The organism is Stenotrophomonas sp. STEN022 (assembly GCF_056760155.1).
This window is the reverse complement of record NZ_JBRREG010000005.1, coordinates 72,491-87,814: the sequence shown is the minus strand read 5'-3', so window position 1 is coordinate 87,814 and position 15,324 is coordinate 72,491. Positions and strand designations below refer to the sequence as shown.

The following is a 15,324-nucleotide window of genomic DNA, read 5'->3' as shown; positions in this document are numbered from 1 at the left end:
CGAGGCGGCACCGGCCGGCGTCAGCGTGATCACACCCGTGGCCGGATCGATCGCGTACCAGCCGTTGTCGTTACCCGCGCTGATCGCGAAGGTCACGTTGTCGCCATCCACATCGCCGGCCTGGACCTGGCCCAGCTCGACGCCTGCTGCGGTGTTCTCGTTGTAGCTGACCGTGTAGCTGGCAGGCGTCGGGTTGCCTGCGCCATCGGTGCCCGGCGGGGTGAAGATCGTGCCCGGCTGATTCGGACCCGGCGGCGTGCCGCCCTGGTTCGGATCTTCAAATGCCGGCGGATCATTGACCGGTGTTACGGTGACGATGACCTTGCTGGTGGTGGTCCCACCTTCACCGTCATCAATGACCACGGTAAACTCATCAGTACCGTTGTAGTTCGGAGCGGGTACGTAGCTGTACTCGCCAGTCTCAGGGTCGATGGTAACGGTGCCATTTGTGGGAGGCTCCCCGATCACATAGGTAAGCTGATCACCATCAGCGTCAGTTGCCGTGATCTTGCCGTCGATAGCAGTGTCTTCCGGCGTAGTGAGCTCATAGTCGCCTGAATCAGGATCGAAGCTCTGGCCGGGGATGTAGCCTGGATCCGTGGGATCCAAACCTTCGTTGGGATCTACTGGCACAGGCAGGTCATTGACCGGTGTAACGTCGATACGGACTGTGCTGGTGCTGCTGCCACCATGACCATCAGTTACGGTGACGACAAATCCATCTTGACCGTTGTAGCCAGGCTTCGGCGTATAGGTGTACTCGCCAGTCTGTGGATTAATCGTAACCGTGCCATTCGCCGGCTGCGTGGTGACGGCATAGGTCAGCGCGTCACCATCTGCATCAGCGCCGGCTACACGTCCGCTCACGGGATCATTCTCCGCGACGGTGTGCGCGTAATCCGGCGATTCTGGTGGCCGATTGACGTGCTTGTCATTGTCATCGTCTTCGACTGCTGCATAGACAGCCCCCGCACCGACGAGCGACAGTGCAGCAATCGCCCAAGCCGGCAGACCTGCTGCGGCGGGAACAAGTCCTGCGGCAGCGAGGTCCTCTTGAATCTCGGCAAAGTGGAAGTCCGACCAAGGACTGGTGTATTGCCCCCACCAATGCACTCCTTCCACATCTTCCAGGACCAGGTCACTACGGTGGCCTTGATCGTCTTGGACGAAGAAGTCGCGGATGGTCAGCGTGCTGCCATCTTTGAGGACAATCAGGAGGTCACTACCGACCTGTTCGAAGCGCTCAACCGTCTCAGGACCGACCTTGATCTTGACGATGCTGGGTTGCGCAAGCGCCAAATCCCCAGAATCAACAACGGCAATTTTGCCGGACGACTTGGCGATGACTTCCGTATTCATGCTTTCCCTCGTTATAAGACTTCTGAAAAATTTTGCGCGGACTCAAACCACAGCCCGTGCATCGAACCCGAAGGCAAGTCACAGGCGAAGGGATCACTTGTCAGCGCGCTGCCACTACCGCCGTCGGTTGGTAGCGCAAGTCCAAAACCACCGTTCTGCTGCAACGTTGGCATCAAATTCGAAACGTACGACCAGTGCGTACAAAGCGTTGCTACACGCTCGCTCGATAGCTCCTGCGAACGAAGGCTCTGCGGAAGTTGTAGTCATCGGCACTTCCCACGGCAAAACCGCCGCAGCGTCATACCTGCTAAAGCTCCCTTCAAGAACCGGGTGGTACGCCACGTGTCCAAAGGCACGATGTCACCCACCGCTGTACCGGCCATTGCCAAGACGTGCAGTAAAAGGCACCTTGCGGAATGCGCTTCTCCTGCCCCCCCTTCTCCCCGTGAACTACAAGACCGATGGCTCGTAAGAAAAACGTGGAGATGCAAAGGCAATCTAGGTATGCACCCGGAGATCATCAATCTCCAATTAATCACCTTTGCTCACCTTGCGTGAGCAAAGAAACGCCAGCATGCAAATGAACTACCGCATCGGCCTGAACTTTCCAGAAAACCTAGACAACGCGCCCTCTATTTGACGCGATTCCAAAGAGGGACGTGTCGACAAAGAGACGAGAAGATACCCCTGTCAGGGCTCAAACAAATACCCCGCCCCTCTCACCGCCTGCAAAGGTAGCGGCTCCCCCGAGTTCTCGATGCACTTTCTACGCAGGCGATAGATAAGCATCTCGAGCCTGTGCGGATCAAAGCCGTCGGCATCAGCTGTCAGGTTCTTTATCAAAGTCTCACGGGAGACCGGCTCATTCGGAGCAGCCGCCAATATCCTCATCACCTGGCGCTCGGCTTGGTTCAAGGTCAATGCGACGCCTGCAGGCGTCAAGAGAGCCCAGCCATTCCTGTCCAGAACCCATGTACCAGGATGCGTTGTTTGAGACTCATGACCCATACGCCGCTTATGGACGTTGCGCAAAGTTTCAATTACCTCATCCATCTCCGTGGGCTTCACCAGGTAGGCGTCTACGCCGGCGCGCAACCCACGCAGGCGCTCCGAAGTCTTCCCCTGTCCGGTATACATGACGATTCCCAACGATGGTGAAAGACCACGCATGTGCTTGGCAATATCGATACCATCGTCATCCGGCAAACCCACATCCAGAAGAACAAGGTCAAATGGGGACCCAGCCCACATGCGATAGAACTGCAATGCACTAGCAAGTCCGATAGCATCGAACCCCGCACTTCGGAGAATAGGAACCATGATCTTCTCCCGAAGCTCTTCGTCATCTTCCACAATTGCGAGGCGCGGTAACAAGATCATGTTCTCGGGGGCGGTTCCTTGCATCATCATATCGGATACCGCAGGACTGGATCGAGGCAGTATCGTCAGCTAGGTCTACTGCCTTTCCAGAATTCAGATCAGAATTCAAGGCAACTTTAGGAACCGCCGGCCAGAGGAAGAAGGATCCTCACGATTGTCCCGCGCTTCAGCTGAGCATCGAACTCGATCTTGCCTCCCGCTTCCAGAATCATGTCGCGCACCACGGACAAACCGAGGCCAGTTCCCATTCCGCTGGGTTTAGTCGTAAAAAATGCCTCAAATGCTTGCATGCGCACGTCTTCCGACATCCCTACTCCGTCATCGGAACATGTCAGGCATACCCAAGCCTCATCTGATCTTTCTGCTTGGATGTGGAACGTTCCGATGTCGGCGATTGCGTCCCTCGAATTGGCGGCGATGTTTATGATCGCCAATCCAAAGTGATCGACATCCATCCGCACGGGCAATTCGCCTTCCGCGCAATCCAAGCGCAACCGAACCCTCGATCCGAACAGTTGCTTAAGCATCGGCTGCAGCTCCTGAAGCAAAAGGCGTACGTCAAAAACCTCAGGATTTGCGACCTCTTGCCTGCTGAAGTTCAACAACTTGCGGCTAATAGCCAGAGCACGCTTGGCCGCGATATCCACCGCTTCCATCGCCTCGTAGAGTGCTTTTGTCCCACCGTCCGCCAGACGATCCCGCTGTGCCGCATAACCAAGGATAATACTCAAGACGTTATTGAAGTCATGCGCCGCACCACTGGCAAGACGTCCAATAGCCTCCATCTTTTGTGCATGGATCAGTTGGCCACGCGCGCGCTCTCGCTCACGGGTTTCCTCTTGGAGCTGCCTATATGCCAATTCAAGCTCGCGCCCACGGGCATTCGATTCATCCAAACTATGACGTAGTGCAGCCACAGTCCGATCAAATATGATCGCGATAACCAACCAGACACCGGCTAATGAAAGCGCTTTACCCAGCCCACCTACTTGCATCGTGTCTGCGCCGAGAGCTACACGCGAAGAATCTACAATCAGCGTAACTACCAGGATCATGAGTAGCGTGGAGAAAGTCAGCCACAATGCTCGCCGGCCGAGAGCCAGGCCACCAAGCGCCAGCAAGATCATCGGCATAGGATCGAACGGCAGACCCGCCAATCCGGTTGCGACGTAACTTGCCGCCATGGATAGCAGCACAACGCCAAGAAACAATTGCAGGCTCCAACGGAAGCGTCCTGTTCGAATCAACCAAACGCCCGTCCACATCGCGAACGTCATCAGCACATCGGTTGAGATATCGACGACCAGGGCTCTCGAATTGGCTACAGGCCCGGACCACTTGCCGCCAAGCACTGCATACAGAAACAGAGTTTTGTTGAGAGGGATGAATATTCCGAGGAATATCAGGAGCACTTGCAGGAACGGTGCATTGCGCCTATCAACGGGATCGTCCACCGGAGCGCTGAAGAGCCATCTCTTCAGGGTATTGAAAAGATTGAAGCGTTTGATAAAAGAACCTACCTTGCTGCTCTTGAAGACCGGAATCGCTCGCGGTTGCGCTGCCCGGACGCACTCCGCCATGTTCTCCATCATCTTCATTCGCCGAGATCGAAGCTCCCCTAGAAACGCAGAACCGTCCCCTCCTCCCTACCACCAAGACAGTCCGCTTCTGGGGGAACCTCAGCGCTCGATCTTCAAGTCCCAAGCCAAAAATTTAGCTACCCGCCAAAACACAATTACCCGTGGCTATTTGAAACGCACATTGACCCCAACCTCCCTACCTCGCTATCTGGCGAAGGGAAAGCAAAGAGGAAGGACTTTGGGCTGAGCCGGAAGCGAGAACCTCACCCGTTGCCCGCCAGCCTCACCTTCACTCGTCGATCGCCTCTACCGGACAGAAAACAGCAACCGTCCCCCGCCGCTCTAGGTGGTGAAATTGCGTTAGCGGCTGGTTAGAATTGGTGACAAAGACGACCACTTCTGCGGACGAGGCAAATGAGTGTCACTTTAGACGCCAACATCTGCCCGCCTCTCTTCGAGAGATTTCTGGGCGAGCAGCGCCCGATGCTGATCAACTTTTTGCGTGGACGAGGGATCTCCTTGGACGATGCCCAAGACATCGCGCAGGAAAGCCTCTATAAGTTGACACGCTATCGCGACTCCCCAGCCGAAGCCTTGAAGCCGTTGCTGTACCGAATCGCACTCAACGCACTCCACGACTCTCGGCGACGGCAGCCCCCCCTCCATCAGACATCCCTTTCTGATATGGACTTACAGGTCCATGCCATTTGGGACGAGATGCCACGTCCGGAGCAATGGGCTGAAGACAGAGAGGAGCTTGCGCGTGTCCAAGCCGCGATCGGACGTCTGCCGGAACGCTGCAGGGAGATCTACCTGCTCAATCGTATTGAAGGAATGAGTTACAGCCAGATCTCGAAAAATTGCGACATCTCAGTCAAAACGGTCGAGAAACATATCGGGAAGGCACTGACCTTGCTAAGGAAGCTGCTCTCCGATCAAACACATCCCGTGAGCGTATTGGAGCAGCGCCCATGAACACTACGCCCCCGCCTCTCCAAGATTTGCCCTGTTCGGCGGAAGATTGGCTGGCACGTCTACTGTCATCCGAATGCAACGCATCTGATCACGCTGCTTTCGAGGATTGGCTGGCCGTGTCCCCACAAAACGTGCTCGACTACGCTGAGGTTGAACGCATTCACCAGCTGACCGGGATACTGGAAGCGGATCCCACGCCGCGGGAGATGATGCATGGCCCCGCCAGCCACATGCCGATTGCTCGACGCAAGCGTACCTTGCACCGTTCCTTTGCCTGGGCCGCAGCCCTGGTTCTCGCCGTATGCGGAGGGCTCTGGCTTCTTGCTGATTCTCGAACCATCTCACCAAGCAGCGAGTATGCGACGGAAGTCGGCAAGCAACGTCATCTCGACCTTCCGGACGGATCTACCTTGCTTCTGGATACCAACACCCGTGTCCAAGTGTCATACGAACGCACGAGGCGACACGTCACTCTACTAAGAGGGCGGATACAGGCCAGTGTCGCGCACGATGAAAATCGGCCCTTCGTGGTGACCTCGGGAATCGGCAGCATTCGTGCGTTGGGCACTGTCTTTCAAGTGAAGCAGCAAAATGACGGCACCTCCGTCGCCTTGCTGGAAGGGCGCGTCATTGTAAGCACCGACAGCAGTTCCCTTCGTGATGCCGTTGAGCTGCGTCCGATGCAGCAACTGACGTATGACACAACAGGGAAGCTTGAGTCGCCCGGAAGCATTGAGCCCGATGACGCGGAGAGTTGGACACAAGGCCGTCTGGTTTTCAAAGAAGAGCGCCTGGAGGACCTGATAGCGGAGTTCAATCGATACTCCAATGACCAGCTGGTGCTGTCCCGGAGCGAACTTGGAGATATCAAGGTCAGCGGTGCATTCAATGCCAGCGACCAACCTGCGTTGCTCTCAGCCCTGCGCCAGGGATGGGGACTACAGGCGCAATCCATCGGAAACAATCGGATCGAATTGTCTGAGCTAGCACAGTAGGTGCCGGGGCATTGTCGGCTATGGCGATCACTCCTTGCGGCAAATGCCGCCTAACGACCGTGCTTCGTGATTCCGCTAAGGAAAGCTTGGTTCGGCTGCTCCTTCTGACATCCTTGGCAATTGCCACGCAAAGCGCCGTCGCAGGACAGGCAAACACTCCCGCACCTTCCAGGTATGAGATCGGCGCGAGCACACTTGATGAGGCGCTGCAGTCCTTTGCGCACCAATCAAGGATCCAGCTGCTCTATTCGTCCGTGCTGGTACGAGGCAAACACAGTGGCGGCTTGCAGGGAAATCACACCGCTGTAGGCGCGCTCGCACGGCTACTGGCCGAGCATGGACTGACGGCGGTTGCGGTGGACGCCAACACCTACCTCCTGCGAAGCACCAGGAGAAATGTACGTGAAGTCACCACGGCCAAGAGCCCGGAAGCCGGCCTTGACACGAGCATGGCCGAGCTCGCCAAGGTCACCGTAACCGGCACACGTATTCCGCAGACCTCCCTGGAGCTGTCGATTCCCATGTCTGTCATAACGGCAGAAGACATCGAGCGTAGCGGGCAAAGAACGCTCCACGATCTTCTGGGTGAACGTCCTGGCCTCGTGAGCCACCCTCCCATGACCGTCTCCAGCGAAGGAAGAAACTATCCAACTGTCGCAGCCACTGGCGCCAGCCTCTATTCCCTCGGGCCAAGGGCAACGCTCTACCTATTGAATGGCAAGCGTATTGCTTCATTCGGCCTCGCTTCCAACGACCTCGGTGGGCTAGTCGATCTGAACACGATTCCTTTGAGTTTCGTTGACCGCATTGAGATCCTGCGTGGCGGCGCCTCTGCGATCTACGGGGCCGACGCAATGGCGGGCACCGTCAACATCATCCTGAAGAAGGACCACGAAGGAAGCGAAATATCCTCGCGTCTCGGTGTCTCACAGCAAGGGGATGCGCTGTCACGTCAAGCTTCGGCTACCTTTGGAATGCGGACTAACACCGGCGGGCACCTAATGCTTGCGGCGGATATTTCTTCACAGAGCGAGCTCGGTGGTGACCGCCGCGATTGGCACACCAACAATCGCTCCCGATTCGGTTTATCTGATGATCGACGACTCATCGGCTTCTCGACTTCGTCGGGGATTCATCTGGGCTCGCTGCCGCAATGTCAGGCAGCAGGTGAGAACCCCGACTCTCCCTATTGTCGTTTTGATGCCGCGAGATATCGCACTTTGCAGCCCAAGATGCGCAACAAATCTGTTTATGCCCGGTGGGATCAAGATTTGGGTAGTTCGCTCTCACTTTACTTTTCGGGCTTGCATACCCGGAGCGAACAAGTACTGCAAAACTCGCCTGTTTACACCTTCTTTCGGATTACGCCCTCGCACCCAGACTATGCCCTGGCTCCGGAGCCCAACACGGATGTCGACTATGCGTTCTATGAACTCGGGGCCCCTAGAAACCATACTGCCAGCACTACGAGCGATGTATCCATCGGAGTGGACGGCTTGGCTCTAGGCTGGAACTGGAACGTTGCCCTATCTCGCAGTGAGAGTCGGGTACACAGTGCCACTGACAACGTTCTGATTCGAGCGAACATAGCGGAGAACATCAATCGCCTTCGCATCGATGGATCGGACAATACAGAGGTCGCGAACGCGATGCGAGGCTCTATCCATCCCACTGGATACTATTCAATCAGCACGCTGGAGGCTACATCGAGCCGCCCGTTATTTGAAGTGTTTGATGCGACTGCACAGATTGTGGTGGGAGCGGCACTTCACTTCACCCGACGTCGGAGCATCCCGGATCCTCTGCAGATCAGCAATCGCATTGCTTTGGGCTCGACAGTCGTCGAGCCACTCGACCTTCATGGTCGTGACTCCTCCCTTCTCACTGAACTCAACTTGCCGCTGCATCGAACACTACAGGTCGACGTGGCTGCCCGCCTGGATCATCACCAGGGATTCCAGTCCAACACCTCACCCCGGATTGGTTTCAAGTGGACACCAAGCCAAACCTTTCTTGCACGCGCCAGTCTCGGCGAAGGCTATCGCGCGCCCAGCCTGAACGACGCACGCGTGCCGTTCAACGGCATGACCGAGACCCTGCTCATGCCCGCCACTCCTCAACTGATGCCCTGCATACGGGTAGGCTCGGATCAATGCCGAGTTGAGTACAGCGCGGGCGGCAACCCTCATCTGCGCGCCGAATTTTCGCGCAGCCAGACCATTGGGGTAGCATGGGCACCGTCACTCGCCTTCAGCGCGACCCTGGACCACTACCACATTTCGCGCACCGGCGAATTCGGAATTGCCGATGCTCGCTACTACCCCTCTCTTTTCCCGGAGGGGCTGATCCGCGATGCCAATGGCGTGCTCTATCGCGCCAACCGCTTTCTGGCCAACATCGGCAAGTCCGAAACCCAAGGATGGGAACTCGAGACCAACTATCTGCTGCGGCACGATGCGCTTGGCGAGCTTGGCATCCGCGTAGCTGCACACTATCTCAGCCGGTACACCACTTCGACCATCATCGAACCCAGGGCCGTCGAGCGCGCCGGGCATGAAACGCCCAAGTTGACCTTTCTGGGCGACATGCAATGGCGCCTTGGCCACTGGACTACGACCTTGACAGTGCGCCATTTCGGCTCCTCATACGCCTATCCCGCCGACAAGGCCTGCCCTAAGGAAAATCATGATGCAGGCAAATGCAGAAATCCTGCCGGGACACTCTTGGGTCTCAACGTTCGCTACTCAGGCCTGGAGCACTGGTCCTATGCATTTGATGTCAACAACATGCTTGATAGGCGCCCTGTGAACTATCGCTTCTACACCGGTGGTTACAACGCAGCAGTCGACGACGTTTATGGGCGCTACTTCACGATCGCTGCGACATATCGCTTTTGATATTGATGACTTGAGCACAATCCAGCGTTGCCGGTACGTCAGCTAGATCATTGCCAACTCTCTGCACACCCGAACCTGACAGCCCGTCACTTTGGAACCCGCGTAGCGGGGTGCCAGCATGATTGGAATCTGGACCAACCCTGATGAGCTGTCGACTCACAGTAAATTTGACCTAGGCATTCTTAGAGGTCTCTGAGCGAATTGGCCCCGTGGAGACCTTCCATACGTATGCGCGATTCCACCGAGAGCTAAATCTTCACGCCGTTGAAGCAGGTTGAGGCCGGAAGGCAGATCACGGACTTCTATCATGAGGTGGGTATTCCCGATACGACTTACTACGTGCGGACGTCGACGCACGGCGGCACGGACGCTTCGGACATGCGGCAACGCTGAAACCAAGCAAACAACGCTCGACTGGAGGTATGCGGCAATGGCTATGGCAAATCTCCCCCTAAGTGCCAGTGAAAGCGAGGGGACCCCGTAGATGTACCCAGGCAAGCCCGGACCAAAGCGCACAAAAAAGCCCGCATTTCTGCGGGCCTGGTATGAATTCTGGACTTGCTTGGACGCCGTGGGCGTCAGGCAATGGTGCGCTTATCTGACCCAAATAGTCGATACAACAGTATGTTTTTATTAAATAAAATTAGATTTTTTCTGTAAAAATACCCCCATTTGTACCCCTCCCTTGAACGGATGTTCCTGGACTCGGTCGGACCGAGGTGCGGTCGATCCACTTAGACACACCTTTTACGCACAAGGCAAAAACATGGCCTTAAGGCTTCGCTTCTTCTTACGGGCAGGCACAGGAGCATAGAGCTCGGCCCCCCCCTGTTCGATCTCAATAGCGACTTCAGGCAAACCACATACCTAGTCGGCGTTCCGCATTTCAGTTCAGTCGCCCCCCCCCGATCGGCCACACTACCTTCGCCATCTGTGATCGAGGTACGCCCATGGCTACGCGCGAAGAACTCTACGCTGCAGTTTGGAACGAGCCTCTACGCAAGCTTGCGGAACGTTTTCAGGTCTCGGACAGCTACTTGGCACGGGTATGTGACTCACTCAACATCCCGCGCCCTAATGCGGGTCACTGGGCGAAGAAGGATGCCGGCAAGGCTTCGCCTCCACCCAAGCTACCCCCAACCCAGATCGGCGAACCGACTGAATGGCATCCAGGCGGTGGCGTCCTCGTCCGTCGATCAATGCCACGCGCAAAGCCGACCCGAGCGCACACCCCCAAAAGCGCGCCCCTGAAAACCCACGGCCTGATTCAGGGCGCCATGAGCGATTTCCTAAGGACACGAAGGCTCGATCACTGGTGGGACTACCTCAAGCCCTACAAATACAATCTAGTAGATATCACGGTCAGTCCGACAAACTTGGAACATGCACTGACCTTTGCCAATGCCCTGTTCCTCGCCCTCGAGGCCAAGGGGCACCGAGTCAGCCTTATCGACCGCCGTCATTTTGGCGCTTGGCGCAGGCGAGCCTTCGGTATTGGGGAGCGGCCTGACCAGCAGGAAGAACACAACCCCAATGCCTGCACTTGGGCGCCCAAGCGCCTGACCGTAGTCAGTATTGACGGGAATATGGTCGGTCTCTCAATAGTCGATATAGCGTTGCCGACCCTGCTCCGCTATATCGGCAACAGCAACTACGTGCGCGACGCCGAGTACGTCAGTCCAAAGGGGCGCTCCAGTCATGCGAGTGAGACATGGACTTTCACCCGGGATTGCCCAACCGGCCGATTGCGCTTGGTAGCCTATGCGCCGCACTGTCGCGTCGATCTGGCCGAGCACTGGCAAGAGAACGGGAAGTCCCGAATGATCGCGCGCTTGCCGGATATCGTCGCCGACATCGAAGCATTCGGGGCAAAGATGCCCGTACTGATCGCAGAGGGAAACGCGCAACTGGAGCGCGAACGTCGGCAGTACGAAGCCGAACAACGGCAATGCGCGATACTGGAGAACCGACGACGCATCGAGGAGTCCAATAGGCAAAGCCAAGAACAGTTGGACGCCCTCATCCGCCACTGGGCCGAAATCAAGGCGCGATCGGAATTCCTCGAGCGCCTGGAACAGGATATCGCCCGCCTGCCCGAATCCGAACGCTCGCCATTAGAGGCGCGCCTGACGCTAGCCCGCGAACTGGTCGGCCCGATCGACCCCATGCCGCATTTCCAAGCTTGGCTGACACCAATGGAGCGCTATTCCCCGAGACACCTCGAAGAGGATGGATGAGGCGATGGATACCTGCCCCCTTGTGGAAGCCGGGACCAAGCCCGAAGCCGACACAGAGACCGAGACCGCTTCATTGGCATCGGGCAATGAGGACTCCCCCTGATCAGTACGTTCCATCGATCAATCGTCCATCGTCACCTGCGTAGTCGTCTGTGTCCTCGCCCTCAACGCTCAGCATCAGCGGCGGCGCGTAGCGCCGTCCGCTGCATGCTGTTGTCAGGCGACCCGCAGGATGCAATCACAGCACCTCGCCGACCTTAGAAAACAGGCGCTCAAAGCGCTCCAGTTCATCAGGTTTGAGTGTCGCGGCCGTCAGCGCCGGCAGCACGGCCTGCGCGACGCGGTAATGATTGAAGCCCCCATCCTTCAGCAGTGTGATGTCCTTGGCCTTGAGCCACTGATTGATGCGCTCGATCATGCGCGGCTGCGAGCCCAGCTCGGCGACCGTTAGCGTCAAGCCGTTCAGTTCCCTAGCATAGGCTTGGTTGAAAGCCGCGATATAAGCGTCGGCGGGAAGCAGGTCTTCGATATCTGCTTCGGAAGGCACAGGGTCCAGAAACATTGAGAAGTCGAGGACGCGCTTGCGCTCGATCAGCTTCTGCCGAATCAAGTCTTCCAGCTTCTGATGCGGACCGCTGGCGCGGTCATGCAATACCGCAAGCTTGAGTTTATTCGATCCCAGCAGCGCGACGAAGGTAACCAACTTGTCGAGGCCACCGACTGGCACCAGGATCGCGTCGCCGAGCCCTTGCTTACCTGTGGCTTCCAGCAGCCCGCCCATGTGCTGCAGCACAATCAGGTCGGCCGGGCCTTCGATCAGGATGTTCTTCTTGGCGATGAACAAGTTCTGCGCAATGGAGTAGCCAAGCGCGGCCTGCAGGGGGAACACGCTCTCATCCGAGGAGCCGGCAAGGTTGCCGGTGATCCGCGTGCCTTCCTTGACGCGGTCTTCGACGACGCGCACATCCTCTAGTCTTGCACTGTCCACCATGAACGGCGAGTGCGTCGTGTAGATGATCTGGTGCTGGCCGGAGAGCTCGCGGATGTAGGCCAGGAAGTCGGCCTGCGCCAGCGCGTGCAGGTTCAGACCCGGTTCGTCGAGCAGCAGCACGAGCGCATCCTTCGTCGCGGCGCGCGACTGAACGGCGTCAAACCAGACTAGGAAGCTAAAGAACCAGATGAAGCCCTTGCTGCGTTGGTCAAACGGCACCGTGACGCCGTGCCGGCGGTTCTTGATGCGGATGTAGAGGTTGACGCCGCTGTTGTAGGGCGCAACGTCCTTGCTGTCGCTCTTGAGGTCGAACTCCACGTCTAGGTCGTGGTTTTGCTTCCAGAACTCGAAGACCTTCTGCGTGATGTTCAATCCAATGGCTTCGAGCTTGGCCTTCGCGGTCTCGTAGCCCTCTTCGCTCATCAGCTCTTTCAACGTCGTGCCGGCGAGCTGCAACAACCCCTGCGCGGTCTCATCGGCGTCGGTAAGTTGCTCGGCAGCATCACGCTGCTGCAGCGTGGGCAGGTTGATCTTGCCTTCGAGCAGTTTGTAGTCGTCGAAGTAGAGGAACTTCGGCAGCACAGGCGACAGGTAGGTCTGCCAGATGTGGCCGTCAACCAGCCCCCAGCCGTTCGCCTTGATCGCGCGCGAACGCCACAGTGTCGCGAACGTTGCCAGCCGGTTGTCCGCCGGCAGGCTAAGGTCCTCAATCTTCGTGAGCGCATCCTCAAGCCGCGCCGCACCGTTGAAGACCTCATCCTTGTGTTCCAGATCGGCGAGCGGATTCTGGAGAGCATCGACCGCTGCCCTCTGGTCGATGTGGAAGCCTATGGAGTTCGTGTTGGCGATGGTCGTGTCGCGCGTGAAAGTGCTACCCGCGGTGACGATTTCGGCGCCGCCAAAGACTTCCGCGTTGATCTTGTCGGCGAGCGTCTTCTCGATGCGAAAGGTCAGCTCGACCGCTTTCTGGTAGTTCTTCGATTCGTGCTGTGGCCGGTAGCGCACCAAGTCCTTACGCGGATAGTCGGCAACGTAGTCGAACGGGGCTGCACCAAGCGGCATAGCCTTGTGCAGCGCTTCGAGAAACGCCGTCTTGCCGGATTCGTTCTTGCCGACCAGCACCGTCACCGCGTCGGCAAGCGCCACGGGTGTTGAGTCTTCGATAGACTTGTATTTCCAAACCTGCGCTTTGACAAGTGTTAGCACTTTGCCTCCGAAGTTCTCTTTATGAGATCAGCTACGAAAACCGCTTGATTGTTCGACAAAACACACAACAACCAGGATCCCCGGGCCGGTTGTACGATTTGTCCACCGCGCACCGCGTGGTGGAGCATCCCTGTAATACGGCTCGATCTTATGCATGCTAAGTCATCCTAACAAGCAAACATATAACCGGATCCGGGACACCGGTATTGGTAACGCTGGAAGTTCGCTTTGGGTTGGAAGCTCCCGGCGCGATGCGAGCATAGGCGGCCCAGCTCAATCCGATGTTTCGACAATGAGTTTCGCTCGCTCTAGCAATTCGTCGTAAGTGACGATCTCCGGGCCTTGCAAGTGCCGTCGAAAAAGTTCAAAGCTTGAGTACCTGTCTTCGTTTACACCATGTGGTGTGACAAATTGCTCCAAGTCTCCACAGACAACTACAGAACGCGGCCGTATAAGATACGCGTCGTCGCTAACCGGGTTGCCCTCGTTGTCAGTCGGGCGCAGTGACTTTTCGATTGTGCGTTCCGCAAGCTGGATGGTGCGTTGGACTTGCGATATCGCACCTACCAGTTCTCCTGATGGCGCCCAAACTCCCGGTCGATACGGCTTGTGTTTGAGCAATGGCGTGGTGTGGGCCTTAATTTCAACGAAGCACAGTGCGCCAATGCGACCTCGTGTTCTGAGCAATCCATCGGTTCGTTTGCCGGCCCCAGCGACTGAAGCGCCAGCTACGACACGTTCCAACTTGCCGCTGTCGATCGCTCCGGCTGATGTAATAAAGAGGGTCCCGCCAAAGATCCATTGATTCTCTTCGAAAAAATTTTGCCAGACGGCCTCGGCTCCGTTTCCAGCCCTATCTTCCTCCTCTTTGAAGCGAAGCGGATCGCGAAGAAGCGCCTCGAACCGCCTGATCTGCTGCTTTCTGTAGGCTACAGCGACTACATCTTTCTCGGTCACTTCGTCTCGAAGGACACTCTCCAAGAGTTGTGTATCCGACCCCACAAGGGCCCGAACGGCTTCCGGGGTGATATCGAGACGTTGGAGTTGGTTGACGCCGATACGAAATTTTCCGCTAACTTGGAAATCGCCTTCTCGGGCTAGTGAGGCGATCTCCAGGAGATCGTCAATCTCTTGGCCAAAGAGCGAAAAGTGAGTGTTTCTGCTGGGTAGATCGTTGCCGTCGCCCATGTTGAAGTTCTGTAGCACTAGGGAGCGTATGTGTCGAGGATCTTCGATTACGTATAGCTTGATCTGCCGCTTGCCAGTGCGGGTGGTCCGGAGCACTAGCTCATGCTTCACGATCCCGAGTACTTCGCCCTGCACATCGGGAAAGACCCTGTCCAAATACCGTGCTCGCTTAGGGGGCTGCTCAGGCTGATCTTCAGCAATCACCTGCCCTTTCAGCTCGAACGATTTGGACCCGTATATTCGCCCTGGGACCTTGTTCGCCACGTAAAACTCGTCGTCAGACATAACGCCTCCCAGCCCCTGATCGCCAAGTCACTGAGAATAATACTACGCTATCTGCATCGCCAAATAATGCTCGCCCTTTTCGCCCCACCGTGTGAAAACACCTGCTAATAAACTAAAGCAAGGATAGAAGGGTCACGCACTTTTCAAACGTGCCGTCATGGCGTTCTGCACCACCCAGATGAACCCACCCGGCTGGTGGGAGGGAAGCGTCAAAGCCGGGGGGCGTCAGCC

Annotated in this window: 9 protein-coding genes; 4 read left to right on the top strand and 5 right to left on the bottom strand. The window is 56.9% G+C overall.

The window, feature by feature from the left end; genetic code table 11:
- From ACVOMF_RS02590 to ACVOMF_RS02580, 3 genes are all read right to left on the bottom strand, one after another.
- Nucleotides 1-1,359: tandem-95 repeat protein (locus tag ACVOMF_RS02590; RefSeq protein ID WP_481507876.1), on the bottom strand; the 1,359-nt coding region annotated here is incomplete at its 3' end.
- 690 nt (nucleotides 1,360-2,049) lie between these two features.
- Nucleotides 2,050-2,769: a response regulator transcription factor gene (locus ACVOMF_RS02585; RefSeq protein ID WP_481507875.1), complete on the bottom strand. Its 720-nt coding sequence runs from the start codon at nucleotides 2,767-2,769 to the stop codon at nucleotides 2,050-2,052.
- 86 nt (nucleotides 2,770-2,855) lie between these two features.
- Nucleotides 2,856-4,337 (bottom strand): sensor histidine kinase, encoded by a 1,482-nt coding sequence (locus tag ACVOMF_RS02580; protein WP_481507874.1) that lies wholly within the window; start codon nucleotides 4,335-4,337, stop codon nucleotides 2,856-2,858.
- 396 nt (nucleotides 4,338-4,733) lie between these two features.
- On the opposite strand from ACVOMF_RS02580, the gene ACVOMF_RS02575 reads away from it, so the two are divergent.
- The 4 genes from ACVOMF_RS02575 to ACVOMF_RS02560 all read left to right on the top strand — a co-directional run bounded on the left by ACVOMF_RS02575 (nucleotide 4,734) and on the right by ACVOMF_RS02560 (nucleotide 11,423).
- The gene (locus ACVOMF_RS02575; protein WP_481507873.1) at nucleotides 4,734-5,294 is read left to right on the top strand and encodes an RNA polymerase sigma factor; all 561 of its coding nucleotides are present in this window, start codon (nucleotides 4,734-4,736) and stop codon (nucleotides 5,292-5,294) included.
- On the top strand, nucleotides 5,291-6,289 hold the full coding sequence (locus ACVOMF_RS02570) for a FecR family protein (protein WP_481507872.1): 999 nt from the start codon (nucleotides 5,291-5,293) through the stop codon (nucleotides 6,287-6,289). Before ACVOMF_RS02575 ends, ACVOMF_RS02570 begins: the two co-directional genes overlap by 4 nt.
- A gap of 20 nt (nucleotides 6,290-6,309) precedes the next feature.
- A complete protein-coding gene (locus ACVOMF_RS02565; protein WP_481507871.1) occupies nucleotides 6,310-9,186 on the top strand; it encodes a TonB-dependent receptor domain-containing protein in 2,877 nt (958 codons plus the stop codon).
- A gap of 950 nt (nucleotides 9,187-10,136) precedes the next feature.
- Nucleotides 10,137-11,423 (top strand): hypothetical protein, encoded by a 1,287-nt coding sequence (locus ACVOMF_RS02560; RefSeq protein WP_481507870.1) that lies wholly within the window; start codon nucleotides 10,137-10,139, stop codon nucleotides 11,421-11,423.
- A gap of 238 nt (nucleotides 11,424-11,661) precedes the next feature.
- Here the strand turns inward: ACVOMF_RS02560 and ACVOMF_RS02555 are convergent, their stop codons facing one another.
- Nucleotides 11,662-13,620 carry an AAA family ATPase gene (locus ACVOMF_RS02555; protein ID WP_481507869.1) on the bottom strand — a complete coding sequence of 653 codons (1,959 nt, stop codon included), beginning with the start codon at nucleotides 13,618-13,620 and terminating at the stop codon, nucleotides 11,662-11,664.
- A 273-nt stretch (nucleotides 13,621-13,893) separates the two neighbouring features.
- The gene (locus tag ACVOMF_RS02550; RefSeq protein ID WP_481507868.1) at nucleotides 13,894-15,093 is read right to left on the bottom strand and encodes a Shedu immune nuclease family protein; all 1,200 of its coding nucleotides are present in this window, start codon (nucleotides 15,091-15,093) and stop codon (nucleotides 13,894-13,896) included.
- Nucleotides 15,094-15,324: the final 231 nt, after the last annotated feature.